This window comes from Limnohabitans sp., from assembly GCF_044373035.1.
Taxonomy (GTDB): Bacteria; Pseudomonadota; Gammaproteobacteria; order Burkholderiales; family Burkholderiaceae_C; genus Limnohabitans_A.
On record NZ_JBILQU010000007.1, the window covers coordinates 17,397 to 34,854 of the forward strand.

At 59.7% G+C, this 17,458-nt stretch carries 19 protein-coding genes, 1 tRNA gene and 1 pseudogene; 13 read left to right on the plus strand and 8 right to left on the minus strand.

All coding sequences use genetic code 11. The features are described 5' to 3' along the window. Nucleotides 1-17: 17 nt before the first annotated feature. Nucleotides 18-533 carry a c-type cytochrome gene (locus tag ACIQ47_RS02250; RefSeq protein WP_396436640.1) on the minus strand — a complete coding sequence of 172 codons (516 nt, stop codon included), beginning with the start codon at nucleotides 531-533 and terminating at the stop codon, nucleotides 18-20. A 140-nt stretch (nucleotides 534-673) separates the two neighbouring features. Between ACIQ47_RS02250 and ACIQ47_RS02255 the strand changes: the two genes are divergently transcribed. From ACIQ47_RS02255 to ACIQ47_RS02275, 5 genes and pseudogenes are all read left to right on the plus strand, one after another. Further along, nucleotides 674-749, plus strand: a tRNA-Arg gene (locus ACIQ47_RS02255). A 286-nt stretch (nucleotides 750-1,035) separates the two neighbouring features. Continuing rightward, the gene (locus ACIQ47_RS02260) at nucleotides 1,036-2,022 is read left to right on the plus strand and encodes a tyrosine-type recombinase/integrase (protein ID WP_396436641.1); all 987 of its coding nucleotides are present in this window, start codon (nucleotides 1,036-1,038) and stop codon (nucleotides 2,020-2,022) included. Between the two features lie 304 nt (nucleotides 2,023-2,326). Further along, nucleotides 2,327-3,406 carry a Fic family protein gene (locus tag ACIQ47_RS02265; protein WP_396436642.1) on the plus strand — a complete coding sequence of 360 codons (1,080 nt, stop codon included), beginning with the start codon at nucleotides 2,327-2,329 and terminating at the stop codon, nucleotides 3,404-3,406. 67 nt (nucleotides 3,407-3,473) lie between these two features. Beyond that, nucleotides 3,474-4,596 (plus strand): annotated as a pseudogene (locus ACIQ47_RS02270) (YhcG family protein). After that, nucleotides 4,593-4,841, plus strand: coding sequence for a hypothetical protein (locus ACIQ47_RS02275; RefSeq protein ID WP_396436643.1), 249 nt, complete (start codon nucleotides 4,593-4,595; stop codon nucleotides 4,839-4,841). The pseudogene ACIQ47_RS02270 and the gene ACIQ47_RS02275 overlap by 4 nt, the downstream one beginning before the upstream one ends. 774 nt (nucleotides 4,842-5,615) lie before the next feature. Here the strand turns inward: ACIQ47_RS02275 and pyrE are convergent. Then, nucleotides 5,616-6,320, minus strand: a complete 705-nt coding sequence (pyrE, locus tag ACIQ47_RS02280; RefSeq protein WP_396436644.1) for an orotate phosphoribosyltransferase — start codon at nucleotides 6,318-6,320, stop codon at nucleotides 5,616-5,618. On the opposite strand from pyrE, the gene ACIQ47_RS02285 reads away from it, so the two are divergent. Then, a complete protein-coding gene (locus ACIQ47_RS02285) occupies nucleotides 6,319-7,122 on the plus strand; it encodes an exodeoxyribonuclease III (protein WP_396436645.1) in 804 nt (267 codons plus the stop codon). The genes pyrE and ACIQ47_RS02285 overlap by 2 nt on opposite strands. Nucleotides 7,123-7,131: 9 nt before the next feature. Here the strand turns inward: ACIQ47_RS02285 and ACIQ47_RS02290 are convergent, their stop codons facing one another. Then, nucleotides 7,132-7,881: a class I SAM-dependent methyltransferase gene (locus ACIQ47_RS02290; protein WP_396436646.1), complete on the minus strand. Its 750-nt coding sequence runs from the start codon at nucleotides 7,879-7,881 to the stop codon at nucleotides 7,132-7,134. A 94-nt stretch (nucleotides 7,882-7,975) separates the two neighbouring features. Here ACIQ47_RS02290 and ACIQ47_RS02295 point away from each other — a divergent pair, with 94 nt between their 5' ends. Then, a complete protein-coding gene (locus ACIQ47_RS02295) occupies nucleotides 7,976-8,617 on the plus strand; it encodes an MBL fold metallo-hydrolase (protein ID WP_396436647.1) in 642 nt (213 codons plus the stop codon). A gap of 47 nt (nucleotides 8,618-8,664) precedes the next feature. Here ACIQ47_RS02295 and ACIQ47_RS02300 read toward each other — a convergent pair whose 3' ends face one another. Then, on the minus strand, nucleotides 8,665-9,537 hold the full coding sequence (locus ACIQ47_RS02300; RefSeq protein WP_396436648.1) for a M48 family metallopeptidase: 873 nt from the start codon (nucleotides 9,535-9,537) through the stop codon (nucleotides 8,665-8,667). 85 nt (nucleotides 9,538-9,622) lie between these two features. On the opposite strand from ACIQ47_RS02300, the gene ACIQ47_RS02305 reads away from it, so the two are divergent. The 3 genes from ACIQ47_RS02305 to ACIQ47_RS02315 all read left to right on the plus strand — a co-directional run bounded on the left by ACIQ47_RS02305 (nucleotide 9,623) and on the right by ACIQ47_RS02315 (nucleotide 13,122). Further along, on the plus strand, nucleotides 9,623-10,966 hold the full coding sequence (locus ACIQ47_RS02305) for an AmpG family muropeptide MFS transporter (RefSeq protein WP_396436649.1): 1,344 nt from the start codon (nucleotides 9,623-9,625) through the stop codon (nucleotides 10,964-10,966). Nucleotides 10,967-11,058: 92 nt separating this feature from the next. Then, nucleotides 11,059-11,760 carry a response regulator gene (locus ACIQ47_RS02310; RefSeq protein WP_396436650.1) on the plus strand — a complete coding sequence of 234 codons (702 nt, stop codon included), beginning with the start codon at nucleotides 11,059-11,061 and terminating at the stop codon, nucleotides 11,758-11,760. 15 nt (nucleotides 11,761-11,775) lie between these two features. Beyond that, the gene (locus ACIQ47_RS02315; RefSeq protein WP_396436651.1) at nucleotides 11,776-13,122 is read left to right on the plus strand and encodes an ATP-binding protein; all 1,347 of its coding nucleotides are present in this window, start codon (nucleotides 11,776-11,778) and stop codon (nucleotides 13,120-13,122) included. Between the two features lie 51 nt (nucleotides 13,123-13,173). Here the strand turns inward: ACIQ47_RS02315 and ACIQ47_RS02320 are convergent, their stop codons facing one another. Genes ACIQ47_RS02320 through rsmI form a run of 4 tightly spaced genes read right to left on the minus strand, consistent with a single transcriptional unit; the run spans nucleotide 13,174 to nucleotide 15,727 of the window. Next, on the minus strand, nucleotides 13,174-13,380 hold the full coding sequence (locus tag ACIQ47_RS02320; RefSeq protein WP_396436652.1) for a zinc-finger domain-containing protein: 207 nt from the start codon (nucleotides 13,378-13,380) through the stop codon (nucleotides 13,174-13,176). A gap of 3 nt (nucleotides 13,381-13,383) precedes the next feature. Beyond that, complete coding sequence (locus tag ACIQ47_RS02325; RefSeq protein ID WP_396436653.1) at nucleotides 13,384-14,334, minus strand: branched-chain amino acid transaminase; 951 nt, start codon at nucleotides 14,332-14,334, stop codon at nucleotides 13,384-13,386. Between the two features lie 48 nt (nucleotides 14,335-14,382). After that, nucleotides 14,383-14,784, minus strand: a complete 402-nt coding sequence (locus tag ACIQ47_RS02330) for a glycerate kinase (protein WP_396436654.1) — start codon at nucleotides 14,782-14,784, stop codon at nucleotides 14,383-14,385. A 40-nt stretch (nucleotides 14,785-14,824) separates the two neighbouring features. Further along, nucleotides 14,825-15,727 (minus strand): 16S rRNA (cytidine(1402)-2'-O)-methyltransferase, encoded by a 903-nt coding sequence (gene rsmI / locus ACIQ47_RS02335; RefSeq protein ID WP_396436681.1) that lies wholly within the window; start codon nucleotides 15,725-15,727, stop codon nucleotides 14,825-14,827. Between the two features lie 14 nt (nucleotides 15,728-15,741). Here rsmI and ACIQ47_RS02340 point away from each other — a divergent pair, with 14 nt between their 5' ends. The 3 genes from ACIQ47_RS02340 (at nucleotide 15,742) to ACIQ47_RS02350 (ending at nucleotide 17,425) form a co-directional block, all read left to right on the plus strand. Beyond that, nucleotides 15,742-16,131: a YraN family protein gene (locus ACIQ47_RS02340; RefSeq protein WP_396436655.1), complete on the plus strand. Its 390-nt coding sequence runs from the start codon at nucleotides 15,742-15,744 to the stop codon at nucleotides 16,129-16,131. A 91-nt stretch (nucleotides 16,132-16,222) separates the two neighbouring features. After that, nucleotides 16,223-16,807 carry an SIS domain-containing protein gene (locus ACIQ47_RS02345; protein WP_396436656.1) on the plus strand — a complete coding sequence of 195 codons (585 nt, stop codon included), beginning with the start codon at nucleotides 16,223-16,225 and terminating at the stop codon, nucleotides 16,805-16,807. Continuing rightward, nucleotides 16,808-17,425, plus strand: coding sequence for a BON domain-containing protein (locus tag ACIQ47_RS02350; protein WP_396436657.1), 618 nt, complete (start codon nucleotides 16,808-16,810; stop codon nucleotides 17,423-17,425). The last annotated feature ends 33 nt before the right edge of the window (nucleotides 17,426-17,458 follow it).

A 17,458-nucleotide genomic window follows, 5' to 3' on the forward strand; every position in this document is an offset into this window, starting at 1 on the left:
ATGGGAGAGTGGGTAATTTATTTGGCCGCTTCCGGGGCTTTGGGCTCGTCGAATTTGCCACCCCCTGAATTGACCAAGTGGACCACAGCGCGGGCAATTTCGGTATCGTTGAAATCGCCGCCACCCTGAGCACCCATCGCACCCTTGCCCTTGAGGGCGGAGTTCACCAAGCCCTCAAGGCCTTGGCCCAAGCGCGCACGCCATGCACCTGCATCTGCAAACTTCGGTGCGCCAGCAGCACCGGCATCGTGGCATGCCGCACACTGCGCTTTGTAAACCTCAGCACCAGGTTTGAGAGGGCGATTGGCATCGCGCACTTCAACAACGCCCACCTTCTGGATGCGCATGGCCGTGGCTTTTTCGGTATTGACCGCACCTGCGGCTGGCTTGTTGGCCGAAGTCACGTAGTACACCAAGCCAATGATGATGAACACGGGGATGACGAAAGAGGCCAAACTCAACAAAAGCATTTGCTTTGGGGTTTTGACCGGGCCGGTGTGGGCTTCGTGCTGATCGTGGCTGTTGTCGCTCATGAGATCCTCTGTTGGGGCGTGACCACAAGGGCCAATGTGTAGGTCAAAAATCAACCTTGGATTATAGCGTTGCACCCTTGATCGAACTTTCAAATCAGGCGATCTTGAGTGCGGGCGTGACATAATCTAAACATTGAAGTGCGGCTGTAGCTCAGTGGATAGAGTATTGGCCTCCGAAGCCAAGGGTCGTGGGTTCGATCCCCGCCAGCCGCACCAACCGACAGTTTTTTAACGTGTCAGAACACCTCAAAACCCGCATGTTCATTGGCATTGCGGGTTTTTATTTGTCTCATCGGATTTCAGGCGATAACATGACATACCGTCAAAAAAGCAGTAGATTTGACGGTATCTGAAGAGCCGAAAACCCACATACCGTCAAAGTAGACCCAATGGCGCTGACCAACATCTTTATCAAGAACGTTTAAAACACTGGGGTTACCTCTGGGGATAAGTACACAGATGGCCGCGCCTTGTATTTGCTGGTCAACGCAGTGGGCAAATATTGGCGAATGGATTACCGCTTTGTCGACAGCAGGAACAGGCAGATGCAGCAGCCAATACCTTTGAGGCCGTGGCGCGGATCTGGTTGACCAAAACTGCGGCCAAGCGCGCCGAGGTGACTCAATCCAGAATCACCACCTTTCTGAAAAAGGATGTGTTCCCCTTCATTGGACACATGCCCATATCCACCATCAAGCCGAGGGATGTTCTGGACAGGGCAGTGCGCAAAATTGAAACGAGAGGCTCAATTGACACGGCACACCGGGCAAAGCAGATATGCGGACAGATTTTTCGGGATACGGTTGCAATTAGTCTGGCCGAGCGAGACGTGACGACCGACCTTCGCGGCGCACTCTCGGCAATACCTGAGTCGCACTTTGCCGCAATCACGGAACCGAAGCAGGCGGGTGAATTGATGCGCTCAATTTTTGACTACACCGGGCACCCCTGCACTGTGGCTGCGCTCAAGCTGTCCCCATTGGTGTTTGTGAGGCCCGGTGAACTTCGCACGGCGGAATGGGCAGAGATTGACCTTGACGCGGCGGAGTGGCGCATGCCTGCCAGCAAAATGAAGATGAAAGTTGATCACCTGGTGCCGCTGTCCACGCAATCGGTCGAACTGTTGCGCAGCGTGCAACCGATTACCGGGCACGGCCGTTACGTGTTCCCTAGTCTGCGCACGGGAGAGCGACCCATGAGCGAGAACACCATCAACGCCGCCTTGCGTGGCATGGGCTACAGCAAAGAGGTTCATACCGCTCACGGATTCCGGGCGCTGGCGCGCACCATCATGGATGAAGTGATGGGTGAACGGGTCGATCTGATCGAGCACCAATTGGCGCATGCGGTGAAAGACCCAAACGGCAGAGCCTACAACCGCACAGCCCACCTGCCAGCGCGGCGCGTAATGATGCAAAATTGGGCCAACTATTTGGACAAGTTGCGCACTGGAGCAGATGTTATTGCGATTCGCAGCGGTACGAAATAAACAAACTCGCCAGCCATAGGCTGATCCCCAAAAACCCGTTTCTCTGACAGGCTGGGCTGGCAGGTAGGGGGTGGAAATCTCTACAGCCCATGGCCAGAGATGCGTGCGCTTGCACAGATTTCTGTACGTGCAAATTGAAAACAGGGGGGGCATGCCGAGTGCAAATTGAGATTGCCGTAGCCTTTGTCTCAAGTTACCACGGTTGTTATCAAATGGGGTAATCATCGAAATAATGGGGTAATGCATTGATAAAATACCCCAATATGCATTAAGATTACCCCAATTTCCCCATATTTCATGCGCCATGCACTCACTAACGCCAGACTACCTCGCCAAACTGCGGTTTGACACGCAGCAACTGGCAACGCTGCGCGCGCTGGGCGAGTACCGTGGCAAGCAGCTTCTATATGTTGCGCAATCGCCAGAGGTGCTGAGCGACCTGCGGCAGGTGGCAGTTGTCGAATCGACGGAGTCATCCAACCGACTCGAAGGTGTTGTCGTTGCAGCCCACAGACTCAAGTCACTGGTACTCAAAAACGCAACGCCCAAGAGCCGCTCCGAACAAGAAATCGCCGGCTACCGCGATGCCTTAGGACTGATTCATGAAAGCGGCGAACAAATGCCCTTCTCAGAGGGCACGGTCCTGCAGCTGCATAGCATCTTGTACCGCTATATGCCGCAGCCGGGTGGTCACTGGAAAGCCACCAACAACGACATCATTGAGCGCCACCCCGATGGCAGTACGCGCATTCGATTTCGCCCCGTAGTGGCTCACCTCACGCCCATGGCGATGACGGACACCATTGCGCGCTACCGGTCAGCGCTGGATCAGCACCTGGCTGACCCACTGGTGCTGGTGCCGCTGGTCATCCTTGATTTCTTATGCGTGCATCCATTCCCTGATGGCAACGGCCGCATGGCTCGGCTGCTCACCTTGCAACTGCTTTACCACGCCGACTACACCGTGGGCCGCTTCATTAGTCTGGAGCGAATCTTCGAGGAATCGAAGGAGAGCTACTACGAAACGCTGGAGGCCAGCTCGCAGGGTTGGCACGAGGGCGCACAAAATATCGCCCCATGGCTCGACTACTTCTGGGGTGCATTGCTGCGCGCTTATAAGGAATTCGAAGCACGAGTCGGTACCATTGAGCGTGGACGTGGTGCTAAGGGCGACCGGGTGCGGGCAGAAATACGCAAGCGCAATCTACCTTTTTCTATTTCTGAAATTGAAGAAGCCTGCCCCGGCATCAGCCGCGACATGGTGCGGCTGGTATTGCGCACGATGAAAGCCGAAGGTCTGATTGCTCCGACAGGCAAGGGGCGCGGGGCCAAGTGGATCGGCCTGACAAGCGCACAACAAGTACAGGGAGAAGTGATCCGATGATTTTTAGCGAAGACTCACGCGTCAAGATTCCTTGCATTCAGGTCACGGTGGCGTGAAGGAGGCAAGTATGAGCGATCAACCCGTTCCTCTCACGCCTACCGATTACGCCGCATTGCTGGGCGACATCAAGCAACGTGTGCGTCATGCGCAAACGCGGGCGATGCTGGCCGTCAATGCCGAGCTCATTCGCCTGTATTGGGATATTGGCGCCCTGATTCACACCCGCCAACAGCAAGAAGGCTGGTGTGCAGCGGTGATTCCACGCCTGGCGCGCGATCTGCATAACGAGTTGCCGGAAGAAAAAGGCTTTTCCGAACGCAATATCAAACGCATGCTGGCTTTTTATCGCGAATATGCCGATCTGGAATTTGTGCCACAGCCTGTGGCATAAATAGAAACGGGCGCGTCTTTTGTTGCAACCCACCCCACAAAAAGTGCCATAAGCTGCGGCACTTTTTGCGGTGGAACTCATCCTTGCCCTGCCTTGGGGGCATCACGCCGAGTTGATGCGCAAAGTCAAAGACCCGGCCACGCGCCAGTGGTACATGCGCGCCGCCTTTGAGAATGGCTGGAGCCGCAACATTCTGCTCACGCAAATCGAAAGCGACGCCCACCGGCGCCAGGGTAAAACGGCCAGCAACTTCACGCTGCGCCTGCCCAAGCCGGATTCGGATTTGGTACAGCAAACCCTCAAAGACCCTTACCTGTTTGATTTCCTCACGCTGAAAAGCGGCTTTCACGAGCGCGAGCTGGAAACGGGATTGATTGTCCACCTGGAGAAGTTTCTACTGGAACTCGGCCAGGGCTTTGCCTTTGTCGGCCGCCAATACCATCTCGACATTGGTGATAAGGATTTCTATATCGACCTGCTGTTCTACCATCTCAAGCTGCGCTGCTATGTGGTCATTGAGCTCAAGCGCGGCGATTTCAAACCTGAATACGCGGGGAAAATGAACTTTTATTGCAGCGTGGTCGATGATCAGTTGCGCCATGAGACCGACAAACCGACCATCGGGCTGATCTTATGCCAGGAGCCCAATCGCCTGCTGGCCGAATACGCCCTGCGCGGGGTAGAGAGCCCCATCGGCGTTTCTGGCTTCGAGCTCACCCGCGCCTTGCCGGAAACCCTGCAAACCAGCTTGCCCAGTATTGAGCAGATCGAGAGCGAGTTGGGGGACTTTGCAGAATGAATAAGCGCGTCCCCAAGAAAAACGAAGTCTCCATCGTCCGTTCGTCAGCGGCTGAATATCTGACCTATATCGCCACCAGCGGCCAGGATGGTGTGGAGGCCATTTATGCGGATGAAAGTATCTGGCTGACCCAGAAGATGCTGGGCGTGCTCTACAACGTTGAAACCCAGACCATCAACTACCACCTGAAAAAGGTGTTCGCCGACAGTGAACTGGAGGAAGATTCAGTTATTCGAAATTTTTGAATAACTGCCGCAGACGGGAAAAGTTACGACACCAAGCACTACAAGCTTGCTGCGATCATCTTAAAGAACACTTTAATGGGTGGGCGTAGAAATCTCTACAGCCCATGGCCAGAGATGCATGCGCTTGCACAGATTTTTGCGCGTGCAAATTAAAAACATTTTTTATGGGCGGCCTCGTGGGCGCTCAAAGGCGCTTTAACAGGCCTGCCAACCGCCTTTGATAACAATTTGCGGTATTTTTGACGGTATCTCAAAATAAATACTTCAGAAAACCTTTACGCCATGCGGGTTACATCCCGGTTTGTGATCCCCGACAGCGGCCGCTGGTTGAAGTTTTTAAGAGTCTGGAAAGTCCTTTGATGTGGGGACCTTGGCATCGACATTTCGACCACAAGCATGTCTGGCTTTTGGCTTGACAACTCCAGCAAAACCGCTGTCACCGAGTCAAAGAAATCCACACCCATCGGCCAGTGTCACCAAGCGCATTCCGCTTTGAGTTCCAAAAAAAGCTGGCGATTCGATCACGACCGTGACATTGGGCATGCTTGAGGATTTGTATTGAGAACCCACAGCATGTCGCGAAACTGTTTGGCAATCCATGAGCGAGTCCAGCGGTATGCTGCGCTGTCCGCTACGGGTTTCCCATTCTTTGACAAAGCTTCAGGGCCAATTCAGTCGCATTGTTTCGCGACGTTTGGGATTGGCGCGAACCTGTCAAGCCCGCTCCAATCCCAGCGAATGCAAGGCGACACGTTCAAGTCAAAAAAGACCAGCTCAGACGCCGTAACGGTCCCGGTAGGCCTGCACAGGCCCCAGGTGCGCCTGCAAATCAGGCTGGCTTTGGCAAGCCAGAAAATCCAGCAGGTCAGACAACTGCGCGATGGTGCACACCTGCATGCCCAAGGTGCCGCGGACATATTGAACCGCACTGTGCGGCACATCCCTGACCGAGCCATCGGTTTGTTTTTCGGTAGCCATCTCCTGACGGTCCAGCGCAATGGCGATCGCGTGCGGCGTGGCTCCGGCGGCCTGAATCAAGGCAATCGACTCGCGCGCGGCCGTTCCAGCACTCATCACGTCGTCCACGATCAGCACACGGCCTTTGAGCGGTGCCCCCACCAAGGAGCCGCCTTCGCCGTGGTCTTTGGCTTCTTTGCGGTTGTAGGCAAAGGGCACGTTTTTGCCCAAACGGGCCAGTTCGATGGCCACCGCCGCGCCCAATGGGATGCCTTTGTAGGCCGGGCCGAAGATCATGTCGAACTCGACACCGCTGGCCAGCAGGGCTTGTGCATAAAATTGCGCCAGTCGGCTCAGCTTGGCACCGTCGTCAAACAGACCGGCGTTGAAGAAGTAAGGGCTCATGCGCCCGGCCTTGGTCTTGAATTGCCCAAAGCGCAAGACGCCCGAATCGACCGCAAACTGCACAAATTCCTGAGCGAGTGCCTGCATCTCGGCGCTGCTTGCCTGTCCTGTCAACATGGGGAAATCCTTGTTCAAACTCACCAGCTTCAACCTCAACGGCATCCGCTCGGCCACGACCAAGGGCGTTGAAGCCTGGCTGGCGCAAGAAAAACCCGATTGTATTGGCGTGCAAGAGGTCAAAGCCCAGGCCCCCGATGTGGCGGGCAAGTTCGAGGCCTTGGCGGACCTCAAGGGCTATTTCCACTTCGCCCAGAAAAAAGGCTACTCGGGCGTGGCCGTCTACACCCGCCACGAACCCAGCGATGTGGTGGCCGGCTTTGACGGCGGCGAATTCGACGCAGAAGGGCGTTATGTGGAGCTGCGCTTTGACACGCCCAGGCGCAAGATGTCCATCATCAGCTGCTACTTTCCCAGCGGCTCATCGGGCCCTGAGCGTCAGGAGGCCAAATTTCGCTTCCTGAGTGTGATGTACCCGCACTTGATGGCCCTCAAGGGCGAGCGCGAGTTCATCGTCTGCAGCGACGTGAACATCGCGCACCAGCAGGCCGACCTGAAAAATTGGCGCAGCAACCAGAAAAACAGCGGCTTTCTGCCCGAAGAGCGCGCCTGGATGACGCAACTGACCACCGACGGCGGCCTGGTGGACGTGTACCGCCGTCTGCAGCCGCACACCACCGACGATTGCTACACCTGGTGGAGCAATCGCGGCCAAGCCTATGCCAACAACGTGGGCTGGCGTCTGGACTACCACCTGGCCACACCCGCTGTGGCTGAGAAGGCCCGTACCGAGCACATTTACAAAGGCGAAAAGTTTTCGGACCACGCCCCAATCACGATTGGCTACGACATGAGTTTATGACTTGATCCGTCATCCATCGCAATGGCGCTTGTACGTCAGCATGCGCCCTTTGTAAGCCTCCACACCTTGGTGTGCGGCCTGGTCCAGCACTTGCTCGTGCATCGCAAAACCCAGCAGCGCCATGTGTTTGTGAAAGGCGGCGCGGTTGCCCCGGTTGGGGTCAATCACCCAAATCTCTGAACTGAGGGCGGCGTGTTCATTGATGAACTGGGCCAGTGTGCCCGCATCGTCGCGTTCGTACAGGATGTCGCTGCCCACAATCAGGTCGAACAGACCTGACAGCGGCGCATCCTGCGCCTGCGTGAGAACAGGCTGGCCGTCATCGCGGGCGGCGGCTGTGCCCCACAACCCGTGGCGGTAGGGCATGGGTGACAAGCCATTGAGGCGGGAGTTTTCGTCCAGAAAAGCACGCGCCAGCGGGTGGCAATCGCTGGCCGTGACCTGCGCGCCCCGGCGGTGCGCCACCAAACTGGCCAGGCCCAAACCGCAACCGATCTCCAAAATGCGCTCACCCGTGACGGGGCGGTGCGCCATGCGCTCAGCCAAGCGCATGCCCGAGGGCCACAGCAAACCAAACAAGGGCCAAGTGGCCGAGGAAATGCCCAAGTTAAGGGCCTCGTCCAAAGGGTCATGGAACTGGTGTTTGTCGAGCAAGGAACGGATGAGCAGGTCATCCACGCCCGCAACCGCGATGTTTTCCTGACGGGTCAGGTAGCCGGGTGAGCTGGTTTGCAAAAAAGCAATCGGTGCAGCGCGCATGCAAAAGACCAAAAGGCGCTGGCTGGTAAGCAATGTACATCAGGCCTAGTTGAGTGGGGTGCCTTGCACCTTGGCTTTTGGGATAATCAGATGCATGCTGCAATACCAAACCATTCCCGTCACGCCTTTTCAGCAAAACTGCTCACTCGTGTGGGACGACCAGACTTGCCAGGCGGCGGTCGTTGATCCGGGGGGCGATCTGGATTTGATTTTGGACGCGGTGCGCCGCCATGGCGTCAAGCTGGAGCAAATCTGGATCACCCATGGCCATTTGGACCACGCCTCGGGCACGGCCGACCTGGCCGAACAACTCGGGGGCTTGCCGATCATCGGGCCGCATCCCGCAGACCAGTTCTGGATCGACGGCTTGCCGCAGGCCGCTGCGGCTTATGGTTTTCCGCCCGCGCGGGTGTTCAAGCCCACGCGCTGGCTGGCCGATGGCGACACCGTCACGCTGGGGGCGCACACTTTGCAGGTGCGCCACTGCCCGGGCCACACACCCGGTCATGTGGTTTTTTATTCACCCGACATCAAGCGCGCTTTTGTGGGCGATGTGCTGTTTGCCGGCAGCATTGGCCGCACCGATTTTCCGCAAGGCAACCACGACGATCTGATCGCCAGCATCACCGAGCGCTTGTGGCCCATGGGCCATGACACGGTATTCATTCCCGGGCACGGGCCTGAGAGCACCTTTGGGCGCGAGCGTCAGAGCAATCCGTATGTGCGAGACCGCTGAAGCCATGGACACCCGATCAAGTCGGGTATGACCTCTCAAAGGGATCTTCAGCCCCGACGGGCTTGTTCGTAAAGGCGCTGCACCTTGGGCAAGTTGGCTTCAAGTTCCTGAATGCGGTTGCTGCCGCTGGGGTGTGTGGACAGGAAAGACGGGCCACCATTGCTACTGGCCGCTTGCATCTTTTGCCACAAAGTCACGCTGGCCTCGGGCCGGTAGCCGCCGCGCGCGGCGATCTCCAAGCCCACCAAATCGGATTCGGTTTCGTCGTCGCGGCTGTACTTCAAAGTCAGCAGTTGTGTGCCCAAGTTGGCCGCCGCATCGCCCAAAGAGCCCAGCCCCAGCAATTGCGAAACAATGGATAAGCCTATGCCAGTGGCCTGGGTTTTGGCCAAGCGCTCACGGGCGTGTTCGCGCAGGGCGTGTGCCATCTCATGCCCCATGATCATGGCCACTTCGTCGTCAGTCAGTTTCAGTTGGTCCAGAATGCCGGTGTAAAAAGCGATCTTGCCACCGGGCATGCACCAGGCGTTGATTTGTTTGCTGCCAATCAAGTTGACTTGCCAGCGCCATTCGCGGGAGCGAGCATTCCACTGGGAGCTGTGCGGGATCAGTTTGTTGGCAATGGCCCTCAGGCGCATCAATTGCGGGTGATCGTCAGGGGCCAGTGCACCCTTGGCGCGGGCTTCGGACAGCACTTGTGTGTACTGCTGGCGTGCAGAGGCTTCTAGGGTCTCGGCGGGAACCAATTTGCGCAGGCCAGACGCTGAGCCCACATCTACTTGGGCCAAGGCGCCTGTGGTGCCCGCAGCTGCTGTGGCGCCAGCGGCCAGCAGGAAGGCGCGTCGGGCCTGCCAGCGGGGTGAGTCCGATGGTGGGGCGGCATCCGCTGTGGGGGTTTTGAGGTCGCAAATTATGCACATGGTTTGGAAATCATAACGAATGCTTCGGGTTTGCCACAGGCCAAGGTGCTTTTCGCCATGCTGTGCAGCAGCCGATAATCTGCCCATGTTTGAAACTGCTGCCCCACACAACCCCTCCACGCCCGCCACCGTGCGCACCTGGCGCGAGGCGCTGCGCCTGTACCTTCAGCCCGCCAGCCTGCGCATGCTGGCGCTGGGCTTTGCGGCGGGCCTGCCGCTGCTGCTGGTGCTGGGCACGCTCAGTTTCCGGTTGCGTGAGGCTGGCATTGACCGCAGCACCATTGGTTACCTCAGCTGGGTGGGGCTGGCCTATGGCGTGAAATGGATGTGGGCTCCGCTGGTGGACCGCATGCCCATTCCCTGGCTCACCCGCCAACTGGGCCGCAGGCGCAGCTGGCTGCTGGTGTCGCAGCTGGTCATCGCTTTGGGGCTGGTCGGCATGGCGCTCAATGACCCGTCTCAGTTGCTCGGCCCCTTGGTGGCCTGCGCCTTGGCGGTGGCCATCGCTTCGGCCACGCAAGACATTGCCCTGGACGCCTACCGCATTGAATCGGCCGAGGTGAATGCCCAAGCCGCTTTGGCCGCCAGTTACCAGACGGGTTACCGCTTGGCCATGATCTGGGCTGGGGCCGGTGTGCTGTGGATCGCGGCTTTGGCCCAAGGCGAGCAAACGCCCGGCTATGCGCAGTCGGCTTGGCAAGCGGCTTACCTGGTCATGGCGCTGAGCATGCTGCCGGGCATGTGGGTGGTGCTGGCCTCGCCCGAGCCGGTGCCTGCCCCCTTTGCGCCTGCGCGCAACGTGGCCGAGTGGCTCAAGGGCGCGGTGGTCGAGCCTTTTGCCGATTTTTGGCTGCGTTACCGCTGGCAGGCGGTTTTGCTCTTGGCGCTGATCGCGGTCTACCGCATCAGCGATGTGGTCATGGGCATCATGGCCAACCCGTTTTATGTGGACATGGGTTTCACAAAAAGCGAAGTGGCCAGCGTGACCAAGCTGTACGGTGTCATCATGACTTTGGTGGGGGCGTTTGTGGGCGGTGTGCTGTCGGCGCGGCTGGGCGTCATGCGCGTGCTCATGCTGGGTGCGGCCTTGAGTGCGCTCACCAATTTGCTGTTTGTCTGGCTCAGCGGCGTGGGCCACGACGTGCAGGCGCTGGTGTGGGTCATCTCGGCCGACAACCTGGCCAGCGGCATTGCCTCTGCCGCGTTCATCGCCTATTTGTCCTCGCTCACCAACATCAGTTATTCGGCCACGCAATACGCCTTGCTCAGCTCGATGATGCTGCTGCTGCCCAAGTTCATTGCCGGTTTTTCGGGGGAATTTGTGGACGCCCACGGCTACGCCAGCTTCTTCACGGCCACGGCCTGGTTGGGCCTGCCGGTGCTCGTGCTGGTGGCGCTGGCGTCAAAGGTGCATGCGCGCAAGGCTTGAGGCCATGAGGGGCTGGTTTGGCTGGGCCCAAGATTTACCCAGCTTTACAAAACCGAAACCCTGGGCACTTCGGCTTGGAGGATGATCACCCCATGCAACAACTTTTGATGATCGAAGACGATCTGCGCCTGGCGGGCATGGTGGTGGACTACCTGGGGCAAAACGGTTTTGTCGTCAGCCTTGCGCCCAATGCGCAAAGTGGTCTGGCCCGATTGCAAAGCGCGGGCGTGGACCTGGTCATCCTCGACCTGATGCTGCCCGACATGGACGGCCTGCAGGTGTGCCAACGCATCCGTGCCCTGCCAGGCAGCATGGCCCAAGTGCCGGTGCTCATGCTCACGGCCAAGGGCGACCCGATGGACCGCATCATTGGTCTGGAGATGGGGGCAGACGACTATTTGCCCAAGCCCTTTGAGCCGCGTGAGTTGCTGGCCCGCATCAAGGCCATTTTGCGGCGCAAAAATAACGTGAACGACACGCCTCCACAGCTCATGCAATTTGGCTCGCTGGAGATTGACCGCGATGCCCGCCGCGTCAGAGTCAAGGGGCAGGAATGTGAGCTGACTTCGTACCAGTACGACCTGCTGGTGGCCTTGGCCGAACGTGCTGGTCGTGTGCTCACGCGCGACCAGATCATGGAAGCCGTGCGGGGCCGCGAACTCGAAGCCTTTGACCGATCGATTGATGTGCACATGGGCCGCATCCGCGCCGCCATCGAGGCCGACCCCAAAGCGCCACAACGCATCCTCACCGTGCGCGGTGTGGGCTATGTGTTTGCACGTCAGCAAGACTGACCAAAGACCCCCAACATGCCCATTCGAAGCCTGTCACGCCACTGGTCACGTCACCTGTACCTGCGCATTTGGCTGGCGGTTGTGGGCATCGTGACCCTGCTCATGCTGGTGGTGGGTTGGGCTTGGCGGGCCACGGTCGAGCACCACGCCGCGCCGCCCGCCCCGCGTGAATGGGTGGTGCTCAACGCCCAGGGCGACGTGTTGGCCAGCACCACCCGGGCTGGGCCTTTCGCACCTTTGGTGTTTGATGTGCCCTTGCCCGATGGCCAGACCCTGGCGCTGCAAGTTCAGCGCAGCGGCGAACGTGCCGGTGAGCGCCACCGCCCCTCCGCTTCAGAAGGCAGGCCGGGCATGCCTGGCCTGCTTGGCATGGGGCCGGGCGCGCCAGGGCACTTTCCGCCCCACTTTCCGCCCCACTTGCGCAGAAACATGCCCTGGTGGGCCAAGCCCACGGGGTTTTTCTGGATGCTGGGCCTGATCGGCTTGGCCGTGGCGCTGGGCCTGTACCCGGTGGTGCGCAGGCTCACGCAGCGGCTTGAAGGCCTGCAGCGCGGCGTGCAGCGCTGGGGGGAGGGCGACTTGTCGGCGCGCGTGCCGGTGCAAGGCGACGACGAAGTGGCCGATTTGTCCGAACGCTTCAACGCGGCGGCCGCGCGCATCGAAGGCCTGATGGCCTCGCAAAAATCCTTGCTGGCCAACGCCTCGCACGAGCTGCGCTCGCCACTGGCACGCATCCGCATGGGGCTGGAGCTGCTGAACGGCCCCGCGGCCGACTTGGACGCACATGCCCGCAGCCGCGCCGAAATCTTGCGCAACATGGCCGAGCTGGACCAGCTGATCGACGAAATTTTGCTGGCCAGTCGCCTCCATGCCAAAGAAGCCGACATCGGCACCTTGGAGGCGGTGGACCTGGTGGGCCTGTGTGCTGAAGAGTGTGCGCGTGTGGGGGCCGAGCTGGAAGTGCCGCCAGGCCAGTCGCAGCTGGAGGTGCTGGGGGTGGCCAAGCTGCTGCGCCGTTTGGTGCGCAACCTGCTGGAAAACGCAGGGCGGTACGGCGCCAGCGGCCGCGACACCGCGCAAGGCCAGGGCATTGCCCTGAGCTTGACTCCGCAAGGCCAGACGGTCCGCATCCGGGTGTGTGACCATGGCCCGGGTGTGCCCCCTGACTACCGAGAACGGATCTTTGAGCCGTTTTTCCGTTTGCCTGGGGCCAGTGAGCGCGTGGGCGGTGTGGGCTTGGGGCTCTCGCTCGTCAAGTCAATTGCCGAGCGCCATGGCGGGCGGGTCCGGTGCGCAGACCGCCCTGGTGGCGGTGCCTGCTTTGAGGTGGATTTGCCCCAAAGCAAAACGGCGAACACCTGAGGGTTCGCCGTGCGCGTGCCCAGCCACCGCAGGGATGGCCGTGCTTGGGTTTCAGTGCTGGTGACCCACCACTTCGCCTGCTTTCAATTGGTAGAGGGTGCCGCAATAAGGGCACTTGGCCTGGCCGGTCTTGGCCACATCCAGATACACCTTGGGGTGGCTGTTCCAAATCTTCATGTCGGCCTTGGGGCTGGGGCAAAACACACCGCCCTGGGGGTTCAGGTCGGCGGTCAGCAGTTCAACAGTCGCGTTGCTCATGGTTCAAACCTGGGTCAGCCAATGGGCGTACTTGGGGTTGCGGCCGTTGACGATGTCAAAGAAGGCACTTTGGATTTTCTCGGTGATCGGGCCTCGGCTGCCCACGTAATCGCCCTTGCCCAGCTCGATGCGGTCGAGTTCGCGAATCGGGGTCACCTCGGCGGCGGTGCCCGTGAAGAACGCTTCGTCAGAGATGTACACCTCGTCACGCGTGATGCGCTTTTGCACGATCTCTAACCCCAAGTCTTTGGCGATGTGGAAGACCGTGTTGCGGGTGATGCCGTTCAGGGCGCCAGCCGACAGGTCGGGGGTGTAAATCACACCGTTTTTGACCACGAAAATGTTTTCGCCCGCGCCTTCAGACACAAAGCCCGAAGTGTCGAGCAGCAGGGCTTCGTCGTAGCCTTCGTCGGTCACTTCCATGTTGGCCAAAATGCTGTTGGTGTAATTGCTGACCGCCTTGGCCTGCGTCATGGTGATGTTGACGTGGTGGCGGGTGTAGCTGCTGGTCTTGACGCGGATGCCGCGCTTGAGGCCTTCTTCACCCAAGTAAGCGCCCCAGGTCCAGGCGGCGACCATCAGGTGGATGGTGTTGCCTTTGGGGCTGACGCCCAGCTTTTTGTCGCCAATCCAGGTGAGAGGCCGGATGTAGCCCGACTCCAAGTTGTTCTCGCGCACCACGGCGCGCTGGGCTTCATTGAGCTGATCTTGCGTGAAGGGGATGTTCATGCGCAAAATTTTGGCGCTGTTAAACAGGCGCTCGGTGTGATCTTGCAGGCGGAAGATGGCCGTGCCTTGCTCGGTTTTGTAGGCGCGCACGCCCTCAAAAGCGCCGCAGCCATAGTGCAAGGTGTGGCTCAGCACATGGATCTTGGCATCGCGCCAATCGACCATCTGGCCGTCCATCCAGATTTTGCCGTCACGGTCTGACATGGAGGGAATGACAACGCTCATGAAAGTGTCCTTTGAAGAAGGGGCATTAAACAGTGCAAAAGGGAGATTTTAAGGGCTGACCTGCTCGGGCCGCTGCAGTGTCCATTCGGTCAGCTTGCCGCCCACAAAAGTGCAGCTCACGCTCGACTGGCCGGTATCGGTCCAGCGGTACACCTCGGGTTGGGCGTCTTTGTCGGTTTGCAGCTCGCCCAGGGCGCGGGTCATGGCGATCACATGCATCAAGGTGGCCCCTTTTTTCAGCTTGGCATTGAGCATCACCGCACTGGCCACATGGCCGATCGGGCGGTCGGCGGCTTTTTTGAGGATGGTGAGCAGGCGCGTGAAGTGCAGCAGCACCCACATGACAATGCCGCCCACGGCCAAGGCCATGCCCGGCCATCCAAAGGCATGCCAAGCCCCCACGGTCAGGGCGGCAATGGCGGTGAGGGTGAGGATTCGGGTGAAATTCATGGGGGCAGATTGTGCCTTGGTGGCGCGACTGGGTGCGCCATCAGCTGGGTTTTTTCAGGGCCAAGGCCAGGTCGTACAAGGTGTTTTTGGATTCACCCGAGATCTCGGCCGCCAGTTTGACCGCTGTTTTGAGGGGCAATTCGGGCAACAGCAACTGCAAGACACGCAAGCCTTCGCCTGCGGTCTCGCCCACCGGCGCGTCATGCAGCACCAGTACAAACTCACCCCGCAAGCGCTCGGGCTTTTCGGCCAGCCAAGCGCTCAAATCTTGTGCAGGCAGGGTTTCGATTTGCTCGAATTGCTTGGTCAGCTCGCGCCCCAGCGTGACGCGGCGCGGGCCCAGCACCGCCAGCGCCTGGGCCAGGGCTTCGATGCGGTGGGGTGCCTCCAGCAGCACCACGGCGCGGCTTTCTTGGGCCAGCTGTTGCACGGCCAATTGGCGTTCTGTGGCTTTGCTGGACAAAAACCCGGCAAACACAAAGCCACTGTCACCGGTCATGCCCGATGCGCTCAGGGCAGTGGTCACGCTGCTGGCACCGGGCAAGGGCATGACCCGAAACCCGGCTTGGCGCACGGCGGCCACCAGCCGAGCCCCCGGGTCGCTGATGGCGGGGGTGCCCGCATCGCTCACATAGGCCACGCGCTGGCCTTGTCCCAAGCGCTCGAGCACGTTGTGGGCGGCTTCGGCTTCGTTGTGCTGGTGCACCGCCAGCAATTGGCTGCCCGGGCGGTCCAGCCCATAGGCGCGCAGTAACTGCTGGGTGTGGCGGGTGTCTTCGCAGGCCACCACGTCCACCCGGGCCAGCACATGCAAAGCCCGCAGGCTGATGTCGGCCAGGTTGCCAATCGGGGTGGCCACGACATACAGTGTGCTGGCTGGGTGGTTTTGTGCACCAGCGGCTTCGTGCGCAGCAGCCAAGGCGTGGGCAAACGAGGCAGACAAGGGAGACGGAGTCAATGCAATTCCTCAAAAAAGACAAAGTGGGTCAGCCCTCTACCAAAGCCCGGGGCGATGCGGGTGAGGACGAGGCGCTGGCCTTTTTGCAAGCACGCGGCTTGCGGCTGCTGCAGCGCAATTATCGGACCCCGGGCCGAGGCGGGGGCGAAATAGACCTGATCATGCAAAGTCCGGACGGCACGGTGGTGTTTGTCGAGGTGCGAAAACGCAGCCGAAGCGACTTTGGCGGTGCGGCCGCCACCATCGGCCCCGTCAAACAGCGGCGCATTGTGTTTGCGGCACGGCATTACCTGCTGAGCTGGCGTCAGTTGCCACCCGCGCGCTTTGATGTGGTGACGCTGGAGGGCAAGGGGCCGCAGTGGCTGCAGGCGGCTTTTGACGCCAGTTAATGTGGCCCCGGCCGAGTGCTTAAGTGATTAGGCACACACACTCGGGCTCAATAGCCACTGCACTGGGCTGACGGGGTTATCATGCCGACCTATGTTAGACCTGCGCATTCAACAGCATTTCATCGACAGTGCGGATCTGCACTACCAGGTGGCCGATGGCTTGGCCAAGCCTGTTGATGCGGCTGTTCAGGCCGTTTTGGCTTGCGTGACCGGTGGTGGCAAGGTGCTGACGGCTGGGCTGGGTGCATCGGCGGGTCTGGCGCAATATTTGGCGGGACTGCTGGTGGGCGGCTTCGAGCGAGAAAGACCGGGCCTGTCGGCCATGGCCTTGTCGGCCGATGCCCAGATGGTCACTTTATGGCCCGAGGATGAGGCTTTGGCCCATCAGGTGCGTGCCTTGGGCCACACCGGGGATGTGCTCTTTCTCATCAGCGCCCATGGGGCTGAAAACGCCATGGTGCAAGCGGTGCAGGCCGCGCACGAGCGTGAAATGAGCGTGGTGGCACTCACCGGTCACCAGGGCGGCGCCTTGGCCCGCCAACTGCGCGAGACCGATGTGCATGTGTGCGTGCCCCACGAGCGTGTGGCCCGAATTCGCGAGGTGCAGCAGTTGGTGCTGCACTGTTTGTGTGATGGCATTGACACCCAGTTGTTGGGTGAACAGGAGTCTTATTAAATGAAACGTCAACTTCAAACGGTGGTCTATGGAGCGGTGCTGCTGGCCTCTTTGGCCAGCCTGAGCGCTTGCGCGCCTTTGATCGTGGGTGGCGCTGTCATGACCGGTGTGGTGGCCACTGACCGCCGTACCACGGGCACCTTGGTCGAGGACGAGAGCATCGAGATCAAGGTGGCCAGCGCTGTGCGCAGGGAAATGGGCGATCGCATTCACCTGAACGTGACCAGCTTCAACCGCCAGGTGCTGCTCAGTGGTGAGGTGCGCACCGCCGCTGACAAAGAGCGTGCCGAAAAACTGGCACAGAGCCAGGAAAACGTCACTGCGGTCGTCAATGACTTGGCTGTGATGCCCATCAGTTCACTGACCCAGCGCTCCAAAGACTTGGTCATCACCGGCCGGATCAAGGCGGCCTTTGTGGACGCCAAGGATTTGCAGGTCAATGCCTTTAAGGTGGTGACGGAGCGCGGCACGGTGTACCTGATGGGCCGTGTCACGCCCCGTGAAGCCAAGCGGGCCACGGACATCGTGCGCGGCATGAGCGGTGTGTCCAAGGTGGTGCGCGTCTTTGAGGAAATCCCTGAGCAAGAGCTGCAGCGCCTGAGCCAACCGAGCAAATAAACGCTCAACGGTGGATGCGCCCGGTGAGCTGCC

Coding starts and splice junctions, on each gene's coding strand:
- ACIQ47_RS02250 (WP_396436640.1), bottom strand. CDS start 533: ATGAGCGACAACAGCCACGATCAGCACGAAGCCCACACCGGCCCGGTC.
- ACIQ47_RS02265 (WP_396436642.1), top strand. CDS start 2,327: ATGCACTCACTAACGCCAGACTACCTCGCCAAACTGCGGTTTGACACG.
- ACIQ47_RS02275 (WP_396436643.1), top strand. CDS start 4,593: ATGAATAAGCGCGTCCCCAAGAAAAACGAAGTCTCCATCGTCCGTTCG.
- ACIQ47_RS02285 (WP_396436645.1), top strand. CDS start 6,319: ATGGGGAAATCCTTGTTCAAACTCACCAGCTTCAACCTCAACGGCATC.
- pyrE (WP_396436644.1), bottom strand. CDS start 6,320: ATGTTGACAGGACAGGCAAGCAGCGCCGAGATGCAGGCACTCGCTCAG.
- ACIQ47_RS02290 (WP_396436646.1), bottom strand. CDS start 7,881: ATGCGCGCTGCACCGATTGCTTTTTTGCAAACCAGCTCACCCGGCTAC.
- ACIQ47_RS02295 (WP_396436647.1), top strand. CDS start 7,976: ATGCTGCAATACCAAACCATTCCCGTCACGCCTTTTCAGCAAAACTGC.
- ACIQ47_RS02300 (WP_396436648.1), bottom strand. CDS start 9,537: ATGTGCATAATTTGCGACCTCAAAACCCCCACAGCGGATGCCGCCCCA.
- ACIQ47_RS02305 (WP_396436649.1), top strand. CDS start 9,623: ATGTTTGAAACTGCTGCCCCACACAACCCCTCCACGCCCGCCACCGTG.
- ACIQ47_RS02310 (WP_396436650.1), top strand. CDS start 11,059: ATGCAACAACTTTTGATGATCGAAGACGATCTGCGCCTGGCGGGCATG.
- ACIQ47_RS02315 (WP_396436651.1), top strand. CDS start 11,776: ATGCCCATTCGAAGCCTGTCACGCCACTGGTCACGTCACCTGTACCTG.
- ACIQ47_RS02320 (WP_396436652.1), bottom strand. CDS start 13,380: ATGAGCAACGCGACTGTTGAACTGCTGACCGCCGACCTGAACCCCCAG.
- ACIQ47_RS02325 (WP_396436653.1), bottom strand. CDS start 14,334: ATGAGCGTTGTCATTCCCTCCATGTCAGACCGTGACGGCAAAATCTGG.
- ACIQ47_RS02330 (WP_396436654.1), bottom strand. CDS start 14,784: ATGAATTTCACCCGAATCCTCACCCTCACCGCCATTGCCGCCCTGACC.
- ACIQ47_RS02340 (WP_396436655.1), top strand. CDS start 15,742: ATGCAATTCCTCAAAAAAGACAAAGTGGGTCAGCCCTCTACCAAAGCC.
- ACIQ47_RS02345 (WP_396436656.1), top strand. CDS start 16,223: ATGTTAGACCTGCGCATTCAACAGCATTTCATCGACAGTGCGGATCTG.
- ACIQ47_RS02350 (WP_396436657.1), top strand. CDS start 16,808: ATGAAACGTCAACTTCAAACGGTGGTCTATGGAGCGGTGCTGCTGGCC.